Source organism: Stenotrophomonas sp. CS3K5 (assembly GCF_059515225.1).
The window spans coordinates 43,635-66,738 of record NZ_JCAKRX010000011.1 but is presented as its reverse complement, the minus strand read 5'-3'; the positions used below and the strand labels follow the sequence as shown (position 1 = coordinate 66,738).

The 23,104-nt window shown below is 67.8% G+C and carries 23 protein-coding genes; 14 read left to right on the top strand and 9 right to left on the bottom strand.

Going from position 1 to position 23,104, the window contains the following annotated elements; all coding sequences use genetic code 11:
* Window positions 1-427 precede the first annotated feature (427 nt).
* From AC5YGJ_RS15845 to AC5YGJ_RS15810, 8 genes are all read left to right on the top strand, one after another.
* Entirely contained in the window at window positions 428-841 is a 414-nt protein-coding gene (locus tag AC5YGJ_RS15845; protein ID WP_107232177.1) for a YciI family protein, read from the top strand.
* Window positions 842-905: 64 nt separating this feature from the next.
* Window positions 906-1,328: a VOC family protein gene (locus AC5YGJ_RS15840; RefSeq protein ID WP_249842071.1), complete on the top strand. Its 423-nt coding sequence runs from the start codon at window positions 906-908 to the stop codon at window positions 1,326-1,328.
* A 34-nt stretch (window positions 1,329-1,362) separates the two neighbouring features.
* Complete coding sequence (locus tag AC5YGJ_RS15835) at window positions 1,363-1,773, top strand: VOC family protein (RefSeq protein ID WP_249842070.1); 411 nt, start codon at window positions 1,363-1,365, stop codon at window positions 1,771-1,773.
* 23 nt (window positions 1,774-1,796) lie between these two features.
* Window positions 1,797-2,153, top strand: coding sequence for a DUF1428 domain-containing protein (locus AC5YGJ_RS15830; RefSeq protein WP_496187082.1), 357 nt, complete (start codon window positions 1,797-1,799; stop codon window positions 2,151-2,153).
* Window positions 2,154-2,198: 45 nt separating this feature from the next.
* Window positions 2,199-3,455 carry an RNA polymerase sigma factor gene (locus AC5YGJ_RS15825; protein WP_496187081.1) on the top strand — a complete coding sequence of 419 codons (1,257 nt, stop codon included), beginning with the start codon at window positions 2,199-2,201 and terminating at the stop codon, window positions 3,453-3,455.
* Window positions 3,456-3,553: 98 nt separating this feature from the next.
* Complete coding sequence (locus tag AC5YGJ_RS15820) at window positions 3,554-5,203, top strand: M28 family metallopeptidase (RefSeq protein WP_496187080.1); 1,650 nt, start codon at window positions 3,554-3,556, stop codon at window positions 5,201-5,203.
* Window positions 5,204-5,367: 164 nt separating this feature from the next.
* On the top strand, window positions 5,368-6,627 hold the full coding sequence (locus AC5YGJ_RS15815) for a sensor histidine kinase (protein WP_496187079.1): 1,260 nt from the start codon (window positions 5,368-5,370) through the stop codon (window positions 6,625-6,627).
* Window positions 6,617-7,387 (top strand): LytR/AlgR family response regulator transcription factor, encoded by a 771-nt coding sequence (locus AC5YGJ_RS15810; protein ID WP_309336045.1) that lies wholly within the window; start codon window positions 6,617-6,619, stop codon window positions 7,385-7,387. Before AC5YGJ_RS15815 ends, AC5YGJ_RS15810 begins: the two co-directional genes overlap by 11 nt.
* A 79-nt stretch (window positions 7,388-7,466) precedes the next feature.
* Here the strand turns inward: AC5YGJ_RS15810 and AC5YGJ_RS15805 are convergent, their stop codons facing one another.
* Window positions 7,467-8,081, bottom strand: a complete 615-nt coding sequence (locus AC5YGJ_RS15805) for a hypothetical protein (RefSeq protein ID WP_249842064.1) — start codon at window positions 8,079-8,081, stop codon at window positions 7,467-7,469.
* 309 nt (window positions 8,082-8,390) lie between these two features.
* Between AC5YGJ_RS15805 and AC5YGJ_RS15800 the strand changes: the two genes are divergently transcribed.
* Window positions 8,391-9,320, top strand: coding sequence for an oxygenase MpaB family protein (locus AC5YGJ_RS15800; RefSeq protein WP_309336048.1), 930 nt, complete (start codon window positions 8,391-8,393; stop codon window positions 9,318-9,320).
* 110 nt (window positions 9,321-9,430) lie between these two features.
* On the opposite strand, the gene AC5YGJ_RS15795 is transcribed toward AC5YGJ_RS15800, so the two are convergent.
* Complete coding sequence (locus AC5YGJ_RS15795; protein ID WP_496187078.1) at window positions 9,431-11,542, bottom strand: M13 family metallopeptidase; 2,112 nt, start codon at window positions 11,540-11,542, stop codon at window positions 9,431-9,433.
* A 177-nt stretch (window positions 11,543-11,719) separates the two neighbouring features.
* Here AC5YGJ_RS15795 and AC5YGJ_RS15790 point away from each other — a divergent pair, with 177 nt between their 5' ends.
* Window positions 11,720-14,782, top strand: coding sequence for a bifunctional diguanylate cyclase/phosphodiesterase (locus AC5YGJ_RS15790; RefSeq protein ID WP_496187077.1), 3,063 nt, complete (start codon window positions 11,720-11,722; stop codon window positions 14,780-14,782).
* A 47-nt stretch (window positions 14,783-14,829) separates the two neighbouring features.
* On the opposite strand, the gene AC5YGJ_RS15785 is transcribed toward AC5YGJ_RS15790, so the two are convergent.
* The gene (locus AC5YGJ_RS15785) at window positions 14,830-15,711 is read right to left on the bottom strand and encodes a LysR family transcriptional regulator (RefSeq protein WP_496187076.1); all 882 of its coding nucleotides are present in this window, start codon (window positions 15,709-15,711) and stop codon (window positions 14,830-14,832) included.
* Window positions 15,712-15,807: 96 nt separating this feature from the next.
* Between AC5YGJ_RS15785 and AC5YGJ_RS15780 the strand changes: the two genes are divergently transcribed.
* From AC5YGJ_RS15780 to AC5YGJ_RS15770, 3 genes are all read left to right on the top strand, one after another.
* Complete coding sequence (locus tag AC5YGJ_RS15780) at window positions 15,808-16,218, top strand: DoxX family protein (protein WP_309336054.1); 411 nt, start codon at window positions 15,808-15,810, stop codon at window positions 16,216-16,218.
* Between the two features lie 31 nt (window positions 16,219-16,249).
* Window positions 16,250-17,038, top strand: a complete 789-nt coding sequence (locus AC5YGJ_RS15775; RefSeq protein WP_496187075.1) for a dioxygenase family protein — start codon at window positions 16,250-16,252, stop codon at window positions 17,036-17,038.
* A gap of 119 nt (window positions 17,039-17,157) precedes the next feature.
* Complete coding sequence (locus AC5YGJ_RS15770; protein ID WP_057498198.1) at window positions 17,158-18,807, top strand: Na+/H+ antiporter; 1,650 nt, start codon at window positions 17,158-17,160, stop codon at window positions 18,805-18,807.
* A gap of 62 nt (window positions 18,808-18,869) precedes the next feature.
* Here the strand turns inward: AC5YGJ_RS15770 and AC5YGJ_RS15765 are convergent, their stop codons facing one another.
* Window positions 18,870-19,118, bottom strand: a complete 249-nt coding sequence (locus AC5YGJ_RS15765) for a DUF3297 family protein (protein ID WP_025878401.1) — start codon at window positions 19,116-19,118, stop codon at window positions 18,870-18,872.
* A gap of 89 nt (window positions 19,119-19,207) precedes the next feature.
* Here AC5YGJ_RS15765 and AC5YGJ_RS15760 point away from each other — a divergent pair, with 89 nt between their 5' ends.
* Window positions 19,208-19,750 (top strand): DUF6630 family protein, encoded by a 543-nt coding sequence (locus tag AC5YGJ_RS15760; RefSeq protein ID WP_107232295.1) that lies wholly within the window; start codon window positions 19,208-19,210, stop codon window positions 19,748-19,750.
* A 39-nt stretch (window positions 19,751-19,789) separates the two neighbouring features.
* Here AC5YGJ_RS15760 and AC5YGJ_RS15755 read toward each other — a convergent pair whose 3' ends face one another.
* From AC5YGJ_RS15755 to msrB, 5 genes are all read right to left on the bottom strand, one after another.
* A complete protein-coding gene (locus tag AC5YGJ_RS15755) occupies window positions 19,790-20,065 on the bottom strand; it encodes a DUF4031 domain-containing protein (RefSeq protein ID WP_496187074.1) in 276 nt (91 codons plus the stop codon).
* 13 nt (window positions 20,066-20,078) lie between these two features.
* Entirely contained in the window at window positions 20,079-20,573 is a 495-nt protein-coding gene (locus AC5YGJ_RS15750) for a hypothetical protein (RefSeq protein WP_249842056.1), read from the bottom strand.
* A 97-nt stretch (window positions 20,574-20,670) separates the two neighbouring features.
* Window positions 20,671-21,609, bottom strand: coding sequence for a flagellar motor protein MotB (gene motB / locus AC5YGJ_RS15745; protein WP_249842055.1), 939 nt, complete (start codon window positions 21,607-21,609; stop codon window positions 20,671-20,673).
* A 3-nt stretch (window positions 21,610-21,612) separates the two neighbouring features.
* A complete protein-coding gene (gene motA / locus AC5YGJ_RS15740; protein ID WP_008264562.1) occupies window positions 21,613-22,467 on the bottom strand; it encodes a flagellar motor stator protein MotA in 855 nt (284 codons plus the stop codon).
* A gap of 91 nt (window positions 22,468-22,558) precedes the next feature.
* Entirely contained in the window at window positions 22,559-23,026 is a 468-nt protein-coding gene (gene msrB, locus AC5YGJ_RS15735) for a peptide-methionine (R)-S-oxide reductase MsrB (protein ID WP_249842054.1), read from the bottom strand.
* Between the last annotated feature and the right edge of the window lie 78 nt (window positions 23,027-23,104).

Genomic DNA, 23,104 nt, shown 5'->3' with positions numbered 1-23,104 from the left:
TCAACAACAAGAGCAAAAAAGCGGGTCGCTGCGCTCGCAAAGCCGGGGCCGCCAGTCAATTGCTGTTGCTGTTGCTCTTGCCTTTTCTCTTGATCTTCCCGTGGTGCGTATCGGAGGCAGGAAACTGTCCGTGGCCGGATGGGTAGGCGGGGCGGGGGTGTCCGCGGCATGGATGCCGCGGCCAAGCCCCCATGGACGGGTTTACGGCGTCCCCCGACCCGCCTACCCACCCGGCCCACCCACAGGAACCCGAGCTCTCAGCGACCCACCCAACCCATCACGGAGGGGCTCCGCCGTTCGCCGACCTCCGCCGAAGGCGCGCCTTCCGCGGAAGAAAAAAAATTCCAACAGACGTGTCGATTCCCGGCCCGCTGGTTCGTTGTACCCAGTGAAGGGCACGCACCACGCGTCCCCACGGGAGACCGAAATGAAAGTGATGGTGATCGTGAAGGCCAACGCCGACTCCGAAGCCGGCCGCATGCCCAGCGAACAGGACCTGTCTGAAATGGGCGCCTTCAACGAGCAGCTGGTCGCCGCCGGCATCATGCTGGCCGGTGAGGGCCTGCACGCCACCCAGCGCGGCCGCCGCATCCATTTCGGCCACGGCGCGCCGAAGGTCGAGTCCGGCCCGTTCGGCCCGGCCGACCAGCAGATTGCCGGCTTCTGGCTGTGGAACGTGCGCTCGCTGGAGGAGGCGGTGGAATGGGCCAGCCGTGCGCCGTTCCGCAGTGGCGGCACGCTGGAAGTGCGTCCCCTGATCGCGCCGGAAGATTTCGGCGAAGCCTTCACCGCCGACTTACAGCAGCAGGAACAGCGTCTGCGTGCACAGCTGCAGGATTGACCCGGATTCCCCCGCCGGGCGTGGCCCGGTGCAACCGACCTGAACCACACAACGGAGTAGTGCGATGAAACTGATTCCCTTCCTCGGCTTCAGCGGCCAGACCCACGATGCGATGGCGTTCTACGCCAAGGCACTGGGCGGCCAGGTCACCTCGGAAATGAAGTACCGCGACATGCCGCCCTCCGATGGCGCGCCGGGCTGCAATGAAATGCCGCCGGAAACCCTGGACCACGTGGCGCACAGCCAGCTGGAGATCGGCAACGCGATCCTGATGGCGGCCGACGGCCCCGGCGGTGGCGAGGGCGGCTCGACCACCATCAATGTCGATGTCGACAGCATCGAGGAAGCCGAGCGCGTATTCGCCGCACTGGCCGAAGGTGGCCAGGTGCAGATGCCGATCGCGGAAACCTTCTGGGCCCATCGCTGGGGCATGCTGATCGACCGCTTCGGCAAGCCGTGGATGGTCAACTGCATGAAGCAGCCCTGATCCCTCTGTCTTCCATCCACCAGGAGCGTTACCGATGAGTGCACCACAACCGCAGATGATCTTCGTCAACCTGCCCGTGAAGGATCTGGAAAAATCCAAGGCGTTTTTCACCGCGCTGGGCTACAGCTTCAATCCCACCTACACCAATGACGTTGCGGCCGGCATGGTCATCAGCGAGAGCATCTACGTGATGCTGCTGACCCAGCCTTTTTTCCAGCAGTTCACCAACAAGCCGATTGCCGATGCGCACACCCACACCGAAGTGATCAATGCACTTTCTGCGCCCAGTCGCCAGGCCGTTGACGTGTTGGTGGACAAGGCCCTGGCCGCAGGTGCCAGCGAACCGCAGCCGGCGCGCGACCTTGGCTTCATGTACCAGCGCGGCTTCCAGGACCTGGACGGGCACCTCTGGGAAATTGCACACATGGACGGCGAGCCGGGCTGACCGCCGCCGCAGGGAGAACCCTCATGGCTTACGTGGATGCTTACGTGCTGCCGTGCCCGCAGGACAAGGTGGCGGCCTACCGCCGCCTTGCCCGCAAGGCCGGCGCGGTGTGGAAGGAACATGGCGCGCTGCAGTACATGGAGTGCGTGGCCGACGATGTGGAGCCGGGGAAGACCACCTCGTTTCCGCGTGCGGTGAAGGCCAGGGCCGGCGAGACGGTGATCGTGGCCTTCGTGGTGTTCCGCTCGCGCGCCGCGCGCGACCGCATCAACGCGAAGGTGATGGCCGACCCGCGGCTGGCGTCACTGGGCCCCAAGGACATGCCGTTTGATACCCGGCGCATGTTCTGGGGCGGCTTCAAGCCGATCGTTGAAGCGTGAGCGGCGGCGCTTGTGCAGGCCGGGCGTGCGTGCTGTGATCGGCGCATGCTCGAGCCCGCACTGACGCAGCGTCTGGAAACCCTCTGGCGGATGGAGTCGCCAGTGTTGATCGCGCGCCTGGCGCGGCTGCTCGGCGGCGATGTCGGCCGTGCCGAGGAGCTGGCCCAGGACACCTGGCTGGCCGCGCTGGAGCGTTGGCCGGAGCAGGGCATCCCGGACAATCCCGGAGCCTGGCTGATGACCACCGCGCGCAACCGTGCCATCGATGTGCTGCGCCAGCACCAGCGGGTGGCGCAGCAGCACGCGCAATGGGGCGAGGAACTGCATCCGGCCGCGCTGCCGGCGCCGGATGACAGCCAGGCGCTGGAAGACGACCTGGGTGACGATCTGCTGCGGCTGATGTTCGTGGCCTGTCATCCGGTGCTGCCCGCCGATGCGCGGGTGGCGCTGACCCTGCGCCTGCTGGGGGGGCTGACCACGCTGGAGATCGCCCGCGCGTTCCTGCAACCCGAGCCGACCATTGCCCAGCGCATCGTGCGTGCCAAGCGCACGCTGGCGCAGAAGCAGGTGCCGTATGAAGTGCCACGCGCCGAGGCGATGCCCGAGCGGCTGGGGTCGGTGCTGGAGGCGATCTATCTGGTGTTCAACGAAGGCTATGCCGCCAGCAGCGGCGATGACTGGATGCGTCCGGCGCTGTGCGAGGAAGCGTTGCGGCTGGCGCGCATCCTGGCCTACCGCATGCCGGTGGCACCGGTGCTGGGTCTGCTGGCGTTGATGGAACTGCAGGCCTCGCGTGCGGCGGCGCGGGTGGATGCCCGCGGCGCGGCGGTGGTGCTGGACCAGCAGAACCGTGCCCGGTGGGACTGGTTGCAGATCGAGCGCGGCCAGCAGCTGCTGGCACGCGCGCTGGCGGCCGGTGGCAATGACGATCCCTACGTGCTGCAGGCCCGCATTGCGGCCTGCCATGCCGGCGCGCGCCGTGCCGAGGATACCGACTGGCCACGCATTGCCTCGCTCTATGCGCAGCTGTTGCAGGTGCAGCCCTCCCCGGTGGTGGCGCTGAACCGGGTGGTGGCGGTGCTGCGCAGCGACGGCGCCTTCGCCGCATGGGCGCAGTTGCAGCCGTTGCTGGTCGAGCCCCGGCTGCAGGACTACGCGCCGTTGCAGGTGGTGCGGGGCGAACTGCTGCAGCAGCTGGGTCGAACCGATGATGCCCGCCAGGCGTTCACCGCTGCCGCCGCGCTGACCACCAACGCACGCGAACGCGAGCACCTGCTGTCGCGCGCGCAAGGAGCGGGATGACCATTGGGGTCAGATCCCTCTCCCGTCGGGAGAGGGATATGACCCCCTCTTTCCGAATCCCATTACACTCCGGAAGGATTTCCCTGCTGGAGAGAGCAATGAAGCGAGTAGCACTGGGCGTGCTGGCCCTGTCGGTGTCGAGCGCACTGATGGCGGCCACCCCGAAATTCGATGGCGCGCGGATCTCCGCCGACGTCAAGGAACTGGCCTCTGACGCCTACGAAGGCCGCTCGCCGGCCACCGCCGGCGAGGAGAAGACCGTTGCCTATCTCAGCAAGCAGTTCGCCGCGGCTGGCCTGCAGCCGGGCGGGGACCTGAAGGACGGCAAGCGCCTGTGGACCCAGGCCGTGCCGCTGCGCAAGGGCGACATCGTCGGCACCCCGCAGCTGGCGCTGCACCAGGGCGGCAAGACCATTGCGCTTGACCAGGGCAAGCAGATTGCCGTGCGCGCGGCGATGAACGGCGCCAGCAACGTCGACATCAGCAAGGCACCGCTGGTATTCCTCGGCTACGGCGTGAAGGCGCCGGAGCGCAACTGGGATGACTTCAAGGGCGTGGACCTGAAGGGCAAGATCGCCGTGGTGCTGATCAACGATCCGGACTTCGAGACCGGCCAGGGTGACTTCGACGGCAAGGGCATGACCTACTACGGTCGTTGGACCTACAAGTACGAGGAAGGCGCCCGCCAGGGCGCGCTGGGCGTGCTGATCGTGCACGAGACCGCGCCGGCATCGTACGGCTGGGCCACCGTGGCCGGCTCCAACACCAACACCATGTTCGACGTGGTGCGCGACAACCCGGCCGGCAGCCATCCGCTGCTGGAAGGCTGGATCCAGCGTGACCTGGCGGTGGAGCTGTTCCGCTCGGCCGGGCAGGACTTCGAGGCGCTGAAGAAGAAGGCGCAGCAGCGCGACTTCACCCCGGTGGCGCTGACCGGCGCCAGCCTGGATGCGAAGTACGCGGTGAAGACCGAAGTGATCACCTCGCACAACGTGGCCGCACGCCTGGAAGGCAGCCGCCATCCGGATGAGACGATCATCTACAGCGCGCACTGGGACCACATCGGCGTGGGTGAACCGGATGCACGCGGCGACCGCATCTTCAATGGCGCGCTGGACAACGCCAGCGGCACCGCCTCGCTGATCGAGCTGGCACGTGGCTTTGCCAAGGCCAAGCGCCCGGAGCGCTCGCTGCTGTTCCTGGCGGTCACCGCCGAAGAGAAGGGCCTGCTGGGTTCGGAGTACTACGCCACCCATCCGCTGTACCCGCTGGAAAAAACCGTGGCGGTGATCAACATGGATGGCATGGCGCCGTTCGGTCCGTCGCGCGATTTCGGCATCTACGGTGCTGCGCGCTTCGAGCTGTTGGACCAGTTGAAGGACGTGGCCAAGGGGTGGGACATCCGCTACACCCCCGACCCGAAGCCGGAAGCGGGCCTGTTCTTCCGCTCCGATCACTTCCCGTTCGCCAAGCGCGGCGTGCCGGCGCTGTCGTGGTCGGCCGGCCAGGACTGGGTGGACGGTGGCGTGGCCGCCGGCAAGAAGGCCTCGGAGGACTACACCGCCAAGCGTTACCACCAGCAGGGCGACGAATGGCAGCCGGACTGGGTGTTTGCCGGTGCCGCCCGCGACCTGGAGGTGCTGTACACGCTGGGCAACCAGCTGGCCAATTCCCGTGCCTGGCCGAACTGGAGCAAGGACGAGTCGTTCCGCGCCGTGCGTGACGCCAGCGCCGACCAGCGCAGGTAAGGGAATGCGGGGCGCGCTGCCCCGCCAGCCCTGGTAGCGCCGGGCCATGCCCGGCGTTGCACTGAAGGCTTCCATCCCCGCTTTCCGGCCCTTCGTCGCAACCCGCTTGTTTGCCCGGCGGGCCGCCCTATGCTCGGCTCACCCCCTTCCTCCAAGGCGCTGCCGTGTTCGCCAGCCTCTCTCTCCTGATTCGCCACCTGCTGGCCTGGGCCGCCGCGCTGGTTGTTGCCGGCATGGTCTGGAGCGGCATCTTCAGCGGCATGAACGATGGCCCGGGCTGGGTGTTCGGCCTGCTGGCGATGTTCCTGATGATCTCGGCGCTGGGCAGCGCGATCACCCACATCCGCCGGGTCTGGCTGGTGGCCGGACGACTGGATGCGACCACCCTGTCCGGGCGCCAGCGCCGGCAGGTGGAACTGCCGATGGATGCCGGCCACGCCTACGCGGTGGTGGAAGCGGCCATCGCCGAACTGCCGCGTGTGGAAGAGGTGGAAAGCTCGGCCGGCAGCCTGCAGGTGCGCGCCTACGTGCGCCGGGTCGATCTCTGGAACGGCCGCCAGCCCTCGCGCTGGAACCTGCCGGCGCGGCTGGCGATCAAGCGCAACAGCGTGCTGGCCACGGTCACCCCAGCGCAGGGCACCAGCACCGTCACCCTGCTGTTTGAACCCGATGCCGGCTGGTGGGCCGACCTGCTGGCGCTGGACGAGGGCAGCAACTTTGAGAACGCCGAAGCGGTCACCCGCGCGATCAGCCGGCGCGTGGCCGACCAGCGTCGCGACGAGCAGGCGGCCGCCGAACAGACCCAGGTGGAAAAGGAGCTGTCGGTGGCGCGCTTGAACCTGCTGCATGCGCAGGTGGAGCCGCACTTCCTGTACAACACCCTGGCCAACGCGCAGGTGTTGACCCGCACCGATCCGGCGCGCGCCGAACAGATGCTCGGGCACCTGATCCAGTACCTGCGCAGTTCGTTGCCGCAGGTGGATGAATCGGTGTCGACGCTGGGCGTGGAGCTGGATCGCACCCGCGCCTACCTGGAGATCCTGCGCATCCGCATGGGCGCACGCCTGGCGGTGGAGGTGCAGGTGCCCAACGAACTGCATGGCGTGCACCTGCCGGCGATGGCGCTGCAGACGCTGGTGGAGAACGCGATCAAGCACGGCCTGGAGCCGAAGCCGGGCGGTGGCACGATCTGGATCCTGGCGCGTGGTTTCGAGGACCACGTAACCGTGACCGTGGCCGATGATGGCCTCGGTTTCGGCCAGGGCACCAGCGGCACCGGCATCGGCCTGAAGAACCTGCGCGAGCGCCTGCGCCTGACCTGCGGCGAGCAGGCCGGCGTGGCGATCGTCGCCAATTTCCCCAGCGGCGTGGCCGCGACCATGACCCTGCCGCAGTCGCACAAGGAGCGCAGCCATGCCGCTTGAAGCCCTGATCGCCGAAGACGAAGAACTGCTGCGGCAGTCATTGCTGGAACAGCTGCGCCGGCTGTGGCCGGAACTGAAGGTGGTGGCCGAATGCGAGGATGGCGCCAGCGCGCTGGAGCAGCTGGCCGAGAAGCAACCGGACATCGCCTTCCTCGATATCCGCATGCCTGGCATCAGTGGCATCGAAGTAGCGCGTTCGCTGTCCGAGCTGAGCCCGCGCACGCAGGTGGTGTTCGTGACCGCCTACGACCAGTACGCCATCGATGCGTTCGAGCAGGGCGCGATGGATTACCTGCTCAAGCCGGTCAGCGACGAGCGCCTGCTGGCCACCCGCGAACGCATCCTGTCGCGGCTGCCATCGACGCGCCAGGACGATGCGGTGCTGGAACGCCTGCTGCAGCGGCTGGGCCCGGCGCAGGGCGCGGCCGAACGCCCGCCGCTGGCTTGGATTACCGCCAGCAATGGCCGCGAGACACAGCTGATCATGCTGGAAGACGTGGCCTACTTCCGCGCCGACAACAAGTACACCACGGTGGTCACCGCCGCAGGCGAGAGCCTGCTGCGCACGCCGCTGCGTGAGCTGCTGGACGTGCTCGACCCGCAGCACTTCCGCCAGATCCACCGCTCGACCATCGTCAACATGAAGGCGGTGGCCGCGGTGAGCCGCGACGATACCGGGCGCGGCGTGCTGCGTCTGCGCGAGCGTGCCGAGACGCTGGTGGTCAGCCAGCCGTTCATGAGCCTGTTCCGCGGCATGTGATCCACGCCGGCGGCTGAAAGAACAATGCCACCGTGATCGCGCACGGTGGCATTGTGGATCCCCCCGCTTTCCCGAAGGGTCAGTAGGCAGGCTGCAACGTCAGGTCGTGGTGATGCTCGTTCTCACCGACATGGTTCAAGCGGCCGACCAGTTCGGAGTGCTGCTTCATGCGCCCGATCTCGGTCATGATGCGGATGTCCTCGTGGCGCAGTTCGCGCTTGGCGGTGACCGCCTGCTTGTAATCCAGCACTTCCGGGTAGTGCTCGGCCAGGTCCAGCGCCTCGGCCACGTGTTCGACACTGTCGGCCTTGGAGCTGATGCGGGCGCGGCTGTTGAACGCCTTCATCCAGCGCTCGAAACCGGCCGTGCGGTCGAACATGTTGGCCATGAACCAGATCACGAACAGGATCGATACCCATGAGCCGAACACGATCACCACACGGGTGAAGGTGATATGGAAGTCGTCGCGCCACAGGTAGTTGGCGATCAGGCCCAGGATCAGCAGCGATGCTGCCTGCCAGCCGACGATCGAGGCGATCAGCCATTGGCACTTGGCCTGTGCCATCACCGCTACTTCATCGCGGATCTGCTGCTCGCTGAGATTGCGCCAGTGCGCGACCTGTTTGTCGAACGGGCTGCTGTAGAGCTCGTTGTCGCGAAGCAGAATTCCCAAACCCTTGAACAAAGCAATCATGGCTGGCTCCTTGTGGAACGTGCGTCGATCAGCATTTGACGGTGTGGCGGGTTCAGTTCTAGCACTTCCAGCGAGCGGTGCAATGGGCGCAATGCCAAGCGGGGCAAGGGTTTTGTCTGAATGGGTGAAGATTGATGCGGCGCAGCATCGGGGCCGCAGCCTGCGACAGGATGTCGCAGGGTGAAACGTGCTGCGGCCGCACATGAAACCGTGGCTGAGTGCGGAGGCTCGCCGCCGGCGTCGTGATCGCCCAGAATCGGGGCCGACCGCGCAAGGCGTGGACCTACTTCCGCCGTTTCTGGACCTGTGATGCCCGCTCTGCTGCAGCGACTGTCCCGCCCCGTCACCGCGCCGATCCGGCGCTGGGTGCTGGAGGCCTTCCCGCGTGGCCAGAGCGGCATCGATTACGACCATCCGCTGGGCGACCCAGGCTGGTTCGGCCCGGACAGCGTGACCTGGCGGCTGCATGCCGAATTCCCCTCGATGCTGGCCGGCGGGTTGTGCGCGCTGATGCTGCAGACCCTGCACCCGCGCGCGCTGGCAGGCGTCTACGACCACTCCAATTTCCGCCAGGACCTGGTGGGTCGGCTGCGCCGCACCACCGCGTTCGTCGCCGGCACCAGCTATGCGCCGCGCGGCGAGGTCGAGGCGCTGGTGAGCAAGGTGCGCCGCATCCATGCGCAGATCCGCGGCCAGACCGCACAGGGCGAGCCATACGCCGCCGATGATCCGCAGTTGCTGACCTGGGTGCACGTGACCGAAGCGTTTGGCTTCCTGCAGGGCTTCCGCCGCTATGGGCGTGAGGTGCCGGAGCCCATCGCCGACTGCTACTACGACGAGTATCGCCGCGTGGCTGAAGCACTGGGCGCGGTGGATGTGCCGCGCAGCGAAGCGGAAGTGGCGGCGTATTTCTGCGCGCGGCAACCGCAGCTGCGGGTGGATGGGCGCTCGCGCGAAGTGCTGGAGGTGTTGTCCGGCGTGCGCTTGCCGGTACCTGTGCCGGGGCTGTCGCGCGAGGTGTTCCTCGGCGCCGGCGCGGCACTGCTGCCGGACTGGGCCGAGGCCATGCTGGAACGCACGGGCCGCCAGCGTGCGCAAGCCGCAGCGTCGGCGAAACTGATGCAGGGCATGGCACCGCTGTTCCGTCGCGCGCTGCCTGATGGCCTGGCCAGCCGCGCCTGCGCGCGCATGGGCGTGCCGGTGGAGATCCTGCGCGGTTGGCCCGACGTGCGTTGGTAGATGCCGACCCTGGTCGGCACGCATTTCGCGCGGTGCCGCAGAAGCGCCAACCAAGGTCGGCGCCTGTCCCCAAATGAAACGGGCGCCTTGCGGCGCCCGTTCCGGTTACATCACCACACCTTGACCCGCTTGTCCGGGGCCAGGTACAGCTTCTGGCCTTCCTTCACTTCGAACGCCGGGTACCAGGCGTCGATGTTGCGCACGGTCAGTGCGCGGAACTGGCCCGGTGCGTGCACATCGGTCAGCAGCGAGTTGCGCAGCGCCTGCTCGCGGCTCTTGCTGCGCCAGGCCTGGGCGAAGCCGAGGAAGAAGCGCTGGTCCGGGGTGAAGCCTTCCAGGGTCTGGCCCGGCTTGCCCTGCAGCGACAGCTGGTAGGCGTCGTAGGCGGTGCCCAGGCCGGCCACGTCGGCGATGTTCTCGCCCAGGGTCAGCCTGCCGTTCACATGCACGCCCGGGAACGGCTCGTAGCTGCTGAACTGCGCGGCCAGCGCGTCGCCGGCGGCGTTGAACTGCTTCAGGTCCTCGGCGGTCCACCAGTTGTGCAGTTTGCCGGTTTCGTCGAACAGCGCACCGGCGTTGTCGAAGCCGTGGCTGATCTCATGGCCGATCACCGCGCCGATCGCACCGTAGTTCACCGCATCGTCGGCAGCGCCGTCGAAGAACGGCGGCTGCAGGATCGCGGCCGGGAACACCAGTCGGTTTTCCAGCGGCACGTTCATCGCATTGATGGTCTGCGGCAGCATCGCCCACTCGCTGTGGTCGACCGGCTTGCCCAGCTTGGCGATGTTGCGCTCGTATTCGAAGCGTTCGGCACGCTGTGCATTGCCCAGCGCGTCATCGCGGCGGATCTCCAGGCCGGTGTAGTCGCGCCACTTCTCCGGGTAGCCCATGCCCACGGTCAGGCCAGCCACCTTCGCCTTGGCATGCGCCTTGGTCTGCGGCGACATCCACGACAGTGCATCGATGCGCTTGGCGAAGGCGGCGATGATGTTCTTCGCCATCTCGTCAGCGCGCTCCTTGGTCTTGGCGTCGAAGTGCTTCTCGACGTAGCGCTTGCCGATGGCCTCGCCGACTGCATGGTTGGCATCGTCCACCGCGCGCTTCCAGCGGTCGCTCTGCTGCGGCGTGCCGCTCAGGGCGGTGCCGTGGAAGGCGAAGCGGGCATCGGCGAACTTCTTCGGCAGGTAGGCGGCGGCGCGGTCCAGCGCGTGGAATGCCAGGTAGTCCTTCCACACCTCCAGCGGCTCGGTGGCCACCAGCCTGGACAGGCCGGCCACGGCCTTGGGCTGCCACACGATGAAGTCCTGCTGCTGGCCCAGCTTGGCCGCCTCCAGGAACGCAGCCCAGTCCATGCCCGGCGCCTTGGCGCTGAAATCGGCCTGGGTCCACGGGTTGGCACCCTTGGTCACGTCGTTGGTTTCTTCCTGGGTGGCGTGCGCCTGCGCGATCTTCGTTTCGAGTGCGAGGATGCGCTGCGCCTTGCCGGCCGGGTCGGCCACACCGGCCAGCTGCAGCATCTGCGCGATGTAGGCCTGGTACTGCTTGCGCAGCTCGGCCATGCGGCCGTCACCGAGGTAGAAGTCGCGGTCGGGCATGCCCAGGCCGCCCTGCACCAGGTAGGGCGCGTTGCGGTCCGGCTGCAGCAGGTCCACCGACACCCACAGGCCGAACAGGCGGTCGGTGTAGAAGTTGGTTGCGTTGAGCAGGTCGACGTCGGCGCGCACGTCGCCGCCGAGGGCACGGGCCAGGCCAGCCTTGTCGGCGATGGCATCGATCGCCTTCAGCTGCGGCTGCACCGGCGCGACGCCGTGCTGCTCGATGCCGGCTTCGTCCATATAGGCGGCGTAGTAGTCGCCGATCAACTTGTCGTCACCGCTGGCCTGGGGGTTGCCGGCGGCGCCTTCGAGGATGGCGCGGGTGTCGGCCAGGGTCTTCTCGGCGATGACATTGAAACTGCCGAAGCGCGAGCGGTCGGCCGGGATCTCGGTGTTCTTCACCCAGGTGCCGTTGGCGAAGCCGAAGAAGTCGTCACCGGCGGCGATGCTGCGGTCCATGCCGCTGGCATCGAAGCCGAAGCTGCCCAGCATCGGCTTGGCGGCCGCAGGGGTGGCATCGGCCGGCGCGGCGGTGCCGGCTGCCGGATCGGCCGGGCGGTCGCAGGCGGCCAGGGACAGGCTGGCAACGATGGCCAGCGCCAGGGTGGGACGGCGCAGCTTGGACATGGACTTCTCTTGCAGCGGGAAAACACCAAGTCTAATCCGCCGCGGGGCGGCTGGCCGCTCCTGCGTGCCGGCTGTGCTGTGCAGCATCTGGCTGAACGGGCGGGCGTGATCTTCACGCCGTCATCGGTGTGGTGCATGCTGGCCGCTGGCGCCCTGCGCGGACACGGGGAGGTGACCATGCGGGGCAGGGTCAGGCGTCAAGAATGGCGTCCGCCGGCCGTTGAGGTCGGGGATGTGGAGGATTCGTTCGCGCATGAAGCCAGCCGACTGCACAAGGACACCCAACCGATGCCCGCGTTGAAACGGGCGTTGGCCCGACCCCTGCGCGCCATCACCTGGGGCGGCGTGCTGCTGGGGGTGCTGCTGGTGGCCGGGTTGACCACGATGCTGGTCAACGACCACCACCGCCGCCTGGAAGCCGCGCAGCGGCAGAGCCGTGCGCTGGCGGTGGGCAGCGAACGCCTGCTGGCGCTGGAACTGCGCAATCTGGAGCGGGCGATGACCGGCATTGCCGGCGATGCCGGCGAGCTGTTCCGCAGCGTGCCGGCGCAGGCACCGGCCTTGCTCGATGCCGCCATCGGTGGCGTGCTGCGCCGCCACGCCGAGCTGCACAGCATCGTGGTGCTCGACCGCCATGGGCGCGCACTGACCGCCGGCAGCGGCGACCTGCAGCTGCCGCTGTGGACCGACCCGCAGCGACGCGGCCTGGGCAGCGCGCTGTACATCGGCCCGCCGCTGCGGGCCAGCGACGGCGGCTGGGTGGTGCCGCTGGCCTTGCCGATGAGCGGTGAGCGCTGGCTGCTGGCGCGGCTGCGCTGTGCCGAACTGCAGCGCATTGCCGGTGGGCTGGATGTGGGCCCGAACGGGCTGGTTTCGATCAGCGATGCCGAAGGCTACATGCTGGCCCGTGTGCCCGATCCGCATGGCACGGTCGGCCGCCGTTACGATCTTCCGCGACGTGACCTGCTGGGCCAGCAGTCCGTGGTCGAACTGGGCAGCCTGGCCGGCGTGGTGGATGGCGTGCCGCGCATCACCACCATCAGCACGCTCGACCGCAGCCCGCTGGCGGTGCAGGTGGGGTTGGCCGACGAGGACGTGCTGGCACCGTGGTGGCCGTACCTGCAGGCGTCGGTGGCGATCGTGCTGGCCTACGTGCTGGTGTTGCTGGTGCTGCTGTATGCGGTGCGCCGCACCACGCGCCGCCAGCAGTCGATGGCCGAGGAACTTAAGGCCGGCCATGCCGAGCTGCGGCTGGCCCACCAGGTCGGGCGGGTCTGCACCTGGTACGTGGACGAAGACGCGGCATTGCTGCGCTGGTCGCCATTGGCGCGCGAAATCTTCGGCGTGCACACCGACGCGCTGCCGGTGGCGGACTTCTTCGCCCGCGTGCACCGCGACGACGCCGCGCGCCTGCAGCAGGCGTTCGACCAGGCCTTCGCCGGTGGTGCGGTGCTGGATGAGGTGTTCCGCCTGGTGCTGCCCGGAGGCGATGTGCGCTGGGTGGGTGCGCGCGGCCAGCGCGTGGAGGTGGCCGACAGCGAGCGGCGCATGATCGGCGCGCTGACCGACCTGAGCGAGCGCTACCAGGCGCGCGAACAGATGAGCCAGGTCGAACGCCGTTTCCGCCTGTTGTTCGACCGCAACCCGGCGCCGTTCTGGGTATTCGATCCGGACACGCTGCGCTTCATCGAAGTCAACGACGCTGCGGTGCGGCAGTACGGCTACAGCCGCGAGGAATTCCTGGCGATGAGCATTCTCGACATCCGCCCGCGCGAAGGCTGGGACGAGGTGAAGGGCGCCATTGCCAGGGCCCGCGTCGGCGAGCTGCAGGACGCGACGGTACGCCTGCATCGGCGCAAGGACGGCAGCGTGTTTGAAGTGCGCGCACATCTGTCCAAGCTCGATTTCGATGGCCAGCCGGCCTGTCTGGTGCTGGCCGAGGACGTCAGCGAACGCCTGGCCTACGAACGCGACCTGGCCTACCAGGCGCGCCACAACCCGGCCACCGGCCTGCTCAATGTGCGCGCGCTGACCGGGCAGCTGGACGAGCGCGATGTCGGCTACACCATCGCCTTCGTGCAGCTGCGCGGCCTGCAGCTGGTGGCCGATACCCTGGGGCGCGAGATCGGGGATGCCGTGCTGCAGTCGATGGCGACCCGGCTCGGTGGGCTGGGTGCCCGCTGCGGCACGCTGGCGTTCCAGCCGGCCGAGGACTTCGTGTTCGCCATCGCCGCCGAGCACGATACCCAGCGCGTGCTCGACGACCTGCTGCAGATCGTGTCGGCACCGATGCGCGGCAAGGATTCGCTGCACCAGTTCGAGCCGCGCGTGGGCGTGGCCGTGCATGTGGCCGGTGATGGCCACAGCGCCGAACAGGTGATCGGCATGGCCGCGCAGGCGGCGCATGCGGCGCGCGCCGAGGGCAACGTGGTGGTGTGGTTCGATGCCGCGGTGACCACACGGCTGGCCGACCGCCTGCGCCTGGCCGGACGTATCCATGCGGCCATCGACAACGAGTTCCAGCTGTACTTCCAGCCGATCCGGCATGCCGGCGACGGCAGCCCGGCGGCGCTGGAAGCACTGCTGCGCTGGCCACAGGCCGACGGCAGCTTCATTCCGCCCAACGAGTTCATCCCGTTGTGTGAGGACACCGGCCTTATCCTGGCCCTGGGCCGCTGGGTGATCCGCGCGGCGGCCAAGGCGCAGCGGCGTCTGGTCGAGGCCGGTTGGGGCGAGCTGCCGATTGCAGTCAATGTCTCGGCCGTGCAGTTCTTCAACAGCGATCTGGTGGCCGAGTTCACCCGCGTCCAGCAGGAGTTCGGCCTGGCCCGTGGTGCGCTGCATGTTGAACTGACCGAGAGCAGCCTGATGCGCAAGCCGGCGCAGGCGATGCAGACCATGCAGCGCCTGCACGAGCAGGGCATCAGCGTGTCGCTGGATGATTTCGGCACCGGTTATTCCAGCATGTCCTACCTGCAGCACCTGCCACTGGACATCCTGAAGATCGACCGCAGCTTCGTCGCCGACGTGGAAACCAATCCGCGCAACGCCTCGATCTGCCGCGCGCTGCTGTCGCTGGGTCACAGCATGGGGCTGACCATCATCGCCGAGGGCGTGGAGACGCCGGGGCAGCTGGACTGGCTGGCTGCGCACGGCTGCGACCAGGTGCAGGGCTACCTGCTGGGACGGCCGGCACCGCTGGAACGGATCATCGACGCGCTGGATGAAGTCCCCGCCTGATCGGGTTTCGTATTTGCCGGCCGCTGGCCGGCAGACGCCAGGCCCGGCTACACCCCCACCTCCACCAGGTGGTCGATGAAACTGCGCACCTTCGGTGCCAGGTGGCTGCGGCTGGTATAGACGGCGAAGATGCCGATCGGCGCGGCTTCCCATTCGGGCAGGATGCGCACCAGCCGGCCATCGGCCAGTGCATCGTGCAACAGGAAATCCGGTTGCAGGATCACCCCCATGCCGGCAATCGCCGCCTCGCGCAGCACATCGCCGTTGTTGGCGTGCAGCAGGCTGCGCACCGCCACTTTCACTTCGCCGCCCGGTCCCTGCAGCGGCCAGTGATCGCCGGCCGACCAGTAGCTGTAGCCCAGGCAGGCGTGCGCTTGCAGGTCCTGCGGGACCTGCGGGGTGCCGTGGGCGGCCAGGTACGACGGCGCGGCACACAGGCTCACCCGGGATTCGCCCAGACGGCGCGCGATCAACGCCGGGCTCGGCTCGCGGGTGATGCGGATGGCCACGTCGTAACCTTCCTCGACCATGTCCACCAGCCGGTCGGACAGCGCCAGATCCAGTTCCACCTGCGGAAAGCGCTGGCGGTAGCCGGCCAGCAATGGCCCCATCCGGGCGATGCCCCAGCTGACCGGTGCATTGATGCGCAGGGTGCCGGAGGGCTCCAGCGCCTGCGCGCCGATACTGGCCTCCAGCGCGTCGAACTCGGCCAGCAGGCGCACGCACTGGGCGTAGTAGGCCGCGCCGGCACTGGTCGGGCTGACCCGGCGCGTGGTGCGGTGGAGCAGGCGGGTGGACAGGCGCTTTTCCAGCGCGGCCACCTGGCGGGTAACGCCGGCGGTGGACATGTCCAGGGCCTGGGCGGCGGCGCTGAAGCCGTTGCGCTCGACCACCGTCACGAACACGCGCATCGCCTCGAGGGTGTCCATTGTTGCGCCTTTTGAAATAAATACGGTCAAACGATCGTATTTATCGGCCGGTGAAGGAGCAATAACCTGTGCCCATTCCTTCCGAGGTGCTTCCCCATGCACACCACGACTGCTCCTGTTTCTTCGCTGGCCCCGTATGGCGCCACCCTGCTGCGCCTGGCCCTGGGCGTGCTTTTCCTGGTGCACGCGCTGACCAAGCTGCTGGTCTTCACCCCGGCCGGAACCGCCGCGTTCTTCGAGTCGATCGGCCTGCCCGGCGTACTCGGCTACCTCACCATCGGCGTGGAGCTGGCCATCACCGCTGCGCTGCTGCTGGGCATCTATGCGCGCTGGGTCGGCCTGGCCGGCGTGCCGCTGCTGCTGGGCACCATCGTTACCGTGCACGGCGCCAATGGCTTCAGCTTCGCCAACGCCGGCGGTGGTTGGGAATATCCGGCCTTCTGGGCACTGGCGCTGGTGGTGCTGTTCCTGGTCGGTGATGGCAAGTGGACCCTGCGTTCGCGCTGATCGCCGCCTGATCCTGCAACTGGAGAATTCCATGTCCCGTCTGCCTTCGCTGTACATCTCGCATGGTTCGCCGATGACCGCCCTGCATCCAGGCCAGGTCGGCGTGCGCCTGGCCGAGCTGGCGCGCGACCTGCCGACCCCGCGTGCCATCGTGATGGCCTCGGCGCACTGGCTGGGCCGGCAGCCGCGGGTCGGCGCGCATTCGCAGCCGCCCACCATCCACGACTTCGGCGGCTTCCCGCGCGCGCTGTTTGAACTGCAGTACCCGGCGCCGGGTGATCCGGCGCTGGCCGAAGAGGTGGCCGGCCGCATCGCTTCCGCCGGCCTGCCGGTGGCGCTCGACCCGCAGCGCGGCCTCGACCACGGCGCGTGGGTGCCGCTGCGCCTGCTGCGCCCGCAGGCCGATATCCCGGTAGTGCCGGTGTCGATCCAGCCACTGCTCGGCCCCGAGCACCAGTTCGCGCTGGGCCGGGCACTGGCGCCGCTGCGCGAGCAGGGCGTGCTGCTGGTCGGTTCGGGCAGCATCACCCACAACCTGCACGACTGGGGCGACTACCAGGATGGCAGGGAAGCACCGTACGTGCGGCCCTTCATCGAGTGGGTGGAACAGCGCCTGGCCGCCGATGACCGCCAGGCCCTGTTCGACTATCGCCGGCAGGCGCCGTTCGCCGAGCGCGCGCATCCAACCGACGAGCACCTGCTGCCGCTGTTCTTCGCGATGGGCGCAGCGGGCGAGGGCGGCTTCGGTGCACGTCGCATCGATGCCGGCATCGATGCCGGCTTCCTGGCCATGGATATGTACCGCTTCGACGGGGCATGAGCCGGGGCTGACGCACGGCCGCGCCCGTTGTCGCGGGTGCGGCCGCGTGTGGTAGTTTTTCCCGGGTTTCCGGCGCTGGCCTTCGAGCCTCTCCCCGCGCGCCGCTTCCTGGAAGAAGCATGCATACCATCGAAGTCGTCCTGGCGATGCTGGTGGCCGTTGTTGCCAGCGGCTACCTGGTTCGCGTCCTGCCGTTCTCGTTACCGCTGCCACTGGTGCAGATCGGTCTGGGCGCGGTGATTGCCGGGGTATTCAACCGTGGCCACGCGCTGGAGCCGGAGGTGTTCTTCCTGCTGTTCCTGCCGCCGCTGCTGTTCCTCGATGGCTGGCGCATTCCCAAACAGGGCCTGTTCCGCGACAAGGGTGCGATCCTCGAGCTGGCGTTTGGCCTGGTGGTGTTCACCGTGATCGGTGCGGGCTTCCTGATCCACTGGCTGATTCCGGTGATGCCGCTGGCGGTGTGCTTCGCGCTGGCGGCGATCGTCTCGCCCACCGACCCGGTGGCGGTCGGTGCGATCGCGTCCAAGGCACCGATCCCCAAGCGCCTGATGCACATCCTGGAAGGCGAATCGCTGCTCAACGATGCATCCGGCCTGGTCTGCTTCCGCTTCGCGGTGGCCGCGGTGATGACCGGCACCTTCTCGCTGGCCACCGCCTCGCTGACCTTCGTGTGGGTGGCGGTGGCCGGCCTGGCGGTGGGCGTGGCGGTCACCCTCGGCGTGTCCACCTTCCAGCGCTGGCTGTGGCGCCGCTTCGGCGAGGAGCCGGGCGCGGCGATGCTGGTCAACCTGCTCATTCCGTTCGCGGCCTATCTGCTGGCCGAAGAAATCCATGCCTCGGGCATCCTCGCCGCGGTCGCCGCCGGCATCGCGATGAGCTACGTGGAGCTGACCGGCCGCGTCTCCGGCAGCATGCGCGTGCAGCGCGCCGGGGTCTGGAACATGCTGCAGTTCAGCTTCAACGGCATCATGTTCGTACTGCTGGGCGAGCAGCTGCCGGGCATCGTCGAACGTGCCACCACCACCATGAACGAAAGCGGCCACCAGAGCGCGTGGTGGCTGCTGGTGTACGTGGTGGTGATCAACCTGGCGCTGATCACCCTGCGCCTGCTGTGGGTGTGGCTGTCGCTGCGCTGGAACCTGCTGCGTGCACGGCGGCGTGGCCTGGAGCGCGGCGAAGCGCCGAACTGGCGCATCGTGGTGGCGACCTCGGTGGCCGGCGTGCGTGGTGCGATCACCCTGGCCGGTGTGTTGACCCTGCCGCTGTTCCTGCCCGACGGCAGTGCCTTCCCGGCGCGCGACCTGGTGATCTTCCTGGCGGCCTCGGTGATCCTGTTCTCGCTGCTGGGCGCCAGCATCGCGCTGCCGCAGCTGCTGAAGGGCCTGCAGCTGCCGGCCGATTCGGGCGAACGCAAGGAAGAGGACCTGGCGCGCCGGCTGTCGTCGAAGGCCGCGCTGGCCGGGGTCGAGCGCATGCGCCAGCAGCTGGTGATGAACCAGAACACCGAGAACGTGCAGCTGTACAACGACGCCGCCTCGCGGGTGAGCCTGCTCTACCAGCGCCACCTGGAGCGCGACAGCGAGGGGCCCGACGTGGACCCGGAGAAGGTGCGGCGCATGGAAATGGGTTACCGCCAGCTGCGCAGCGCCGGCCTCAATGCCGAGCGCGAGGAACTGTTCCGGCTGACCCGGCGCGGGGTGATCTCCGATGAGATCTCGCGGCGCCTGATCCGCAACCTGGACCTGCTGGAGTCGCGCAAGCGCGAATGACCGGTACGCCGACCGGGGTCAGCTCCCTTTCCGCAGGAAAGGGAGCTGACCCCGGGATCCGGTTACTCCGGCTTCTGTTCGAGGAAATACGCCTCGACCTTGCCCTTGACCTTGATGGTCATCGGGTTGCCGCGGCGGTCGCGGGCCTTGCCGGCCTGCACGCGGATCCAGCCTTCGCTGACCGAGTATTCCTCGACATTGTCGCGCTCGACGTCGTTGAACCGCACGCCGACGCCGCGCTCCAGCGCCTGCGCATCATGGAAGGGGCTGGCCGGGTTGATCGCCAGGTGGTCGGGAGGAGTATCGCTCATCGCTTCATTCACAGTGACGGCCACCAAGGCCGGCTTCAGCGGCACAGGATAAACCGTAGAATGCCGGCCTGCCCCAAGGAATGCCGACCATGCCCGACAACAGCGACTATTTCGACTTCGAGGAAGACGCCCACGATTTCGACGAGGACGATTTCGAGGCGCGGGTCTGGAACCTGCTGGTGCTGATCAACCCGGGCGACGAGGAACTGGCCCTGCAGCAGTTCAACCGCTGGCGCGAGCACCTGGCCGAGGACGGGCAGCCGCTGGAAGCGGACAGCGACTGGCTGCCGGCGCTGTTCACGGCCATCGCCTGGCAGTCCGGTTTCGAGGTGGAGCGCGATGACCTGGAATCGCTGCAGTCGGCGGTGAACGAGCTGTCGGCGCGCTTCAACCTGCAGCTGGACTGGGGCGGCGACCTGGACGATGAGGATTTCGCCGCCGATCTGGACGGGGTACAGCTGATGTCCACCGCCTTTGATCGCCTGCGCGAGCACAACTACACGCTGTGGAGCGTGGATGCCGGCAACGGCGGCTTCAGCGGCGTGATGGCGCTGACCCGCGACGACGACGCGATGCTGGCGCTGTGTTCGCTGCTGAACGTGGAAATCCGGCTGGGCAGCGACCCGTTCTGATCGATGATCCGACCCGCCGGGCCATGCCCGGCGAGCACACTACGGCCGGTACTGTGCCCTGGCGTTGGCGATCACCGCTTTGACCAACTCGCGGTCGGTGTGCCGGGAAATCGCCCGTGCACCGAGCGCAACGGCCTGCGCGCGCAGCTCGGCGGTGACATCGTAGTGGGCACCGCTGGCCTTGTTCTGGAAGGCCCGCGGTGGGATGCCGAGCTGCGCCGCCATCGCGTGCAGCTCGGCCAGGGTGTCGGCCATCAGGTGCGCCCAGCGCTGTCCGCGCCAGGCATGCACCGCGTCATCGACGTAGACCGTCACCGCCGCGGCCGGTTCAGGCCTGCGGCTTGCTGTCGCTGTCGGCGGCCGGGGCGGCCTCGGCGTCGGTAGCAGCAGCTTCGGCCGCGTCACCCTTGGCGTCTGCGTCGTCCTCGCCCTCGGCAGCTTCGACGCCTTCGAACTCGGCGACCAGCTTGTCCAGGTATTCGTCAGCGGTCTGGCCGGACTCTTCGGCCAGGGTGTCCAGCAGCTTCTGCAGCAGCTCGGAGTATTCAAGGTTGACCTTGCGGCCTTCCTTCTCCTGCACGTTGGCCAGGTGCTTGAGCATGGCCAGCATCGGCACCGGGTTCTCGGCGTTGCCCATGGTCTGGCCGCCGATGGCCAGCAGCCACTCACGGCCCTGCAGGCCGATGGCCGCGACCACCTGGCCGTCTTCGCTGGTCAGCACGGCATGGTTCTGCACCTGCTGCTGGGCGTTCAGACGGAGGAACGGGCGCTTGCCCTGCTGCTTCTTGCGCTTGTCGCGCTTGGCCTTGGAGTTCTGGGACATGAGGTGGGGTCACCTGGAAACGGAAAGACCGCCATTGTAGCGGCCGCGCGCAGGTGGGGTCAGATCCCTTTCCAGGGGAAGGGGATCTGACCCCGGTTCAGTGCGCCTCACCCTGCGCGGCCTGCACGTCCGGATCGGCGGTGGGCGCCGACAGCCCCACCTGCGGGCCGGCGCCGGCCAGGGCGGCCGCTTCGGCGGCCTGGGTCATCACCACGATGCTGATGCGGCGGTTGATCGGGTTCTGCGGGTCGGCCTTGTCAAACAGCACCGACGAGGACAGGCCGACCACGCGGGTGATCTTGCCGTCGTCCAGGCCGCCGTCGATCAGTGCGCGCCGTGCGGCGTTGGCACGGTCGGCACTCAGCTCCCAGTTGCCGTAGCCGTGTGCGGCCGAATACGCGGTGATGTCGGTGTGGCCGGTCAGGCTGATCCGGTTCGGCACATGGTTCAGGTAATTGGCCAGCTCGTGCAGGATCTGCTGCGTGTACGGCTTCAGCGTGGCACTGCCGAGGTCGAACATCGGCCGGTTCTGCTTGTCCACGATCTGGATGCGCAGGCCTTCCGGGGTCAGGTCCAGCAGCAGCTGGTCCTTGAACGGCTCCAGTGCCTGGCTCTTGCTGATCGCTTCCTGCAGCTCCTTCATCAGCTGCTCCAGCTGCTGCTTGTCGCGCTGCTGCTGGTCCACCGGCTGCGGCACCGCTTCCTTCTGGTTCTGGAAGGGGTCGTTGCTGTTGCCGCGCGAGATGTCGGTGGCACCGCCCAGCTTGATCATCGAGGTACTGGCGCCGCCCGGGCCGGCCATGCCGGGGGCCGGCGTGGCGCTCTGCCCGCTCAACGGGCTGGGGTTGCGGAAGTACTCGGAAATGGCGGCGCGGTCGTTCTTGTTGGTGGTGGCCATCAGCCACAGCACCAGGAAGAAGGCCATCATCGCGGTCACGAAGTCGGCGTAGGCCACCTTCCACGAGCCGCCATGGTGGGCGGCGTGGCCGGCCTTCTTGACCCGGCGGACGATGACGGTGGGCTTGGTCTCGGCCATGGCTTACTTGACCGTCTTCAGGTGCTGCTCGAAATCGGAGAAGGCCGGACGCACGTTCGAGGGCAGCGTCTTGCGGGCGAATTCCAGCGCGATCTTCGGGTTGTAGCCGCGCAGGCAGGCCAGCAGGGCGGTCTTCACTGATTCGTAGATGCGGCTGTCCTGTTCGGCGCGCGCTTCCATCGCCGCCGCCATCGGGCCGACGAAACCGTAGCCCAGCAGGATGCCGAGGAAGGTACCGACCAGCGCACCGGCGACGTGGCCACCGACCTCGACGATGTCGCCACCGATCGAGCCCATGGTGATGACGATGCCCAGCACCGCCGCCACGATGCCGAAACCGGGCAATCCGTCGGCGACCTTGGTCAGCACCTGCGACGGTGCCATGGCCTCGGCGTGGTGCTTTTCCAGCTCCAGTTCCAGCAGCGGCTCCAGCTCGTGCGGCTCGATGTTGCTGCCGATCATCAGGCGCAGGCAGTCGGTGATGAAGTCGATCAGGTGGTGATCGGCCTGCACCTTGGGGTAGTTGCCGAACAGTGCGCTCTCGGCCGGACGCTCGACATGGTCTTCCAGCGCCATGAAGCCTTCGCGGCGGGCCTTGTTGAGCAGTTCGTAGAGCAGGCTGAGCACATCGATGTAGTCCTGCTGCTTGTAGCGCGGGCCCTTGAACACGCCCACCATCGCCTGCAGGGTCTGCTTGACCGTCTTGGCCGGGGTGCCGACCAGGAACGCACCCAGCGCGGCACCGCCGATGATGACCAGCTCATACGGCTGCCACAGCGCCCCCAGGCGGCCATGTGCGCCGAGGTAGCCGCCCAGCACGCTGATGATGACAACCAGGAATCCAACGATGATGAGCATGGCGCAACGCAAGGAGCGGGGATATCTCCTTGTCGGCCCATCACCGGGTTTTCTGAAGAGGGAATTCTGTGAAATCGGTCAGCGGGGTGTTTCAGCCCGCCACGCCGCTTTCGGCGCCGCCACGCTGCAAGGGATCAGGCCAGGACTCGCCGTTGCCGGTGAACGAAAGTGAGACGGAGTTCAGGCAGTGGCGCTCGTAGGTCGGCGGCGGGCCGTCCGGGAACACGTGGCCCAGATGGCTGCCGCAGCGGGCGCAGGTGATCTCGGTGCGGACCATGCCGTGGCTGGTGTCGCGGATCTCGCGCACGTGCGCCGGGTCGAACGGCGCGAAGAAGCTGGGCCAGCCGGTGCCGGAATCGAACTTGGTGCTGGAGCGGAACAGCGGCAGCGCGCATAGCCGGCAGCAGTAGACGCCCTCGCGCTTGTTGTCCAGGAACACGCCGCAGAACGGAGCCTCGGTGCCGTGCTGCAGCAGCACGCGGCGCTCTTCGCTGCTGAGGCCGGCGACCAGCGCCTCGGTCTGGGTGGCAGTGGGGGGCGTCAGGTCGAAAGCGGTCATGGCGGCGCTCCGTGGGGTCGTGGCCTGGGGATGCGGGAAAAGGTGGGGGTACCGGCCCCGGCTTGCAAGTGTGATGGC

Coding starts and splice junctions, on each gene's coding strand:
- AC5YGJ_RS15845 (WP_107232177.1), top strand. CDS start 428: ATGAAAGTGATGGTGATCGTGAAGGCCAACGCCGACTCCGAAGCCGGC.
- AC5YGJ_RS15840 (WP_249842071.1), top strand. CDS start 906: ATGAAACTGATTCCCTTCCTCGGCTTCAGCGGCCAGACCCACGATGCG.
- AC5YGJ_RS15835 (WP_249842070.1), top strand. CDS start 1,363: ATGAGTGCACCACAACCGCAGATGATCTTCGTCAACCTGCCCGTGAAG.
- AC5YGJ_RS15830 (WP_496187082.1), top strand. CDS start 1,797: ATGGCTTACGTGGATGCTTACGTGCTGCCGTGCCCGCAGGACAAGGTG.
- AC5YGJ_RS15825 (WP_496187081.1), top strand. CDS start 2,199: ATGCTCGAGCCCGCACTGACGCAGCGTCTGGAAACCCTCTGGCGGATG.
- AC5YGJ_RS15820 (WP_496187080.1), top strand. CDS start 3,554: ATGAAGCGAGTAGCACTGGGCGTGCTGGCCCTGTCGGTGTCGAGCGCA.
- AC5YGJ_RS15810 (WP_309336045.1), top strand. CDS start 6,617: ATGCCGCTTGAAGCCCTGATCGCCGAAGACGAAGAACTGCTGCGGCAG.
- AC5YGJ_RS15805 (WP_249842064.1), bottom strand. CDS start 8,081: ATGATTGCTTTGTTCAAGGGTTTGGGAATTCTGCTTCGCGACAACGAG.
- AC5YGJ_RS15800 (WP_309336048.1), top strand. CDS start 8,391: ATGCCCGCTCTGCTGCAGCGACTGTCCCGCCCCGTCACCGCGCCGATC.
- AC5YGJ_RS15795 (WP_496187078.1), bottom strand. CDS start 11,542: ATGTCCAAGCTGCGCCGTCCCACCCTGGCGCTGGCCATCGTTGCCAGC.
- AC5YGJ_RS15790 (WP_496187077.1), top strand. CDS start 11,720: ATGCGGGGCAGGGTCAGGCGTCAAGAATGGCGTCCGCCGGCCGTTGAG.
- AC5YGJ_RS15785 (WP_496187076.1), bottom strand. CDS start 15,711: ATGGACACCCTCGAGGCGATGCGCGTGTTCGTGACGGTGGTCGAGCGC.
- AC5YGJ_RS15780 (WP_309336054.1), top strand. CDS start 15,808: ATGCACACCACGACTGCTCCTGTTTCTTCGCTGGCCCCGTATGGCGCC.
- AC5YGJ_RS15775 (WP_496187075.1), top strand. CDS start 16,250: ATGTCCCGTCTGCCTTCGCTGTACATCTCGCATGGTTCGCCGATGACC.
- AC5YGJ_RS15770 (WP_057498198.1), top strand. CDS start 17,158: ATGCATACCATCGAAGTCGTCCTGGCGATGCTGGTGGCCGTTGTTGCC.
- AC5YGJ_RS15765 (WP_025878401.1), bottom strand. CDS start 19,118: ATGAGCGATACTCCTCCCGACCACCTGGCGATCAACCCGGCCAGCCCC.
- AC5YGJ_RS15760 (WP_107232295.1), top strand. CDS start 19,208: ATGCCCGACAACAGCGACTATTTCGACTTCGAGGAAGACGCCCACGAT.
- AC5YGJ_RS15750 (WP_249842056.1), bottom strand. CDS start 20,573: ATGTCCCAGAACTCCAAGGCCAAGCGCGACAAGCGCAAGAAGCAGCAG.
- motB (WP_249842055.1), bottom strand. CDS start 21,609: ATGGCCGAGACCAAGCCCACCGTCATCGTCCGCCGGGTCAAGAAGGCC.
- motA (WP_008264562.1), bottom strand. CDS start 22,467: ATGCTCATCATCGTTGGATTCCTGGTTGTCATCATCAGCGTGCTGGGC.
- msrB (WP_249842054.1), bottom strand. CDS start 23,026: ATGACCGCTTTCGACCTGACGCCCCCCACTGCCACCCAGACCGAGGCG.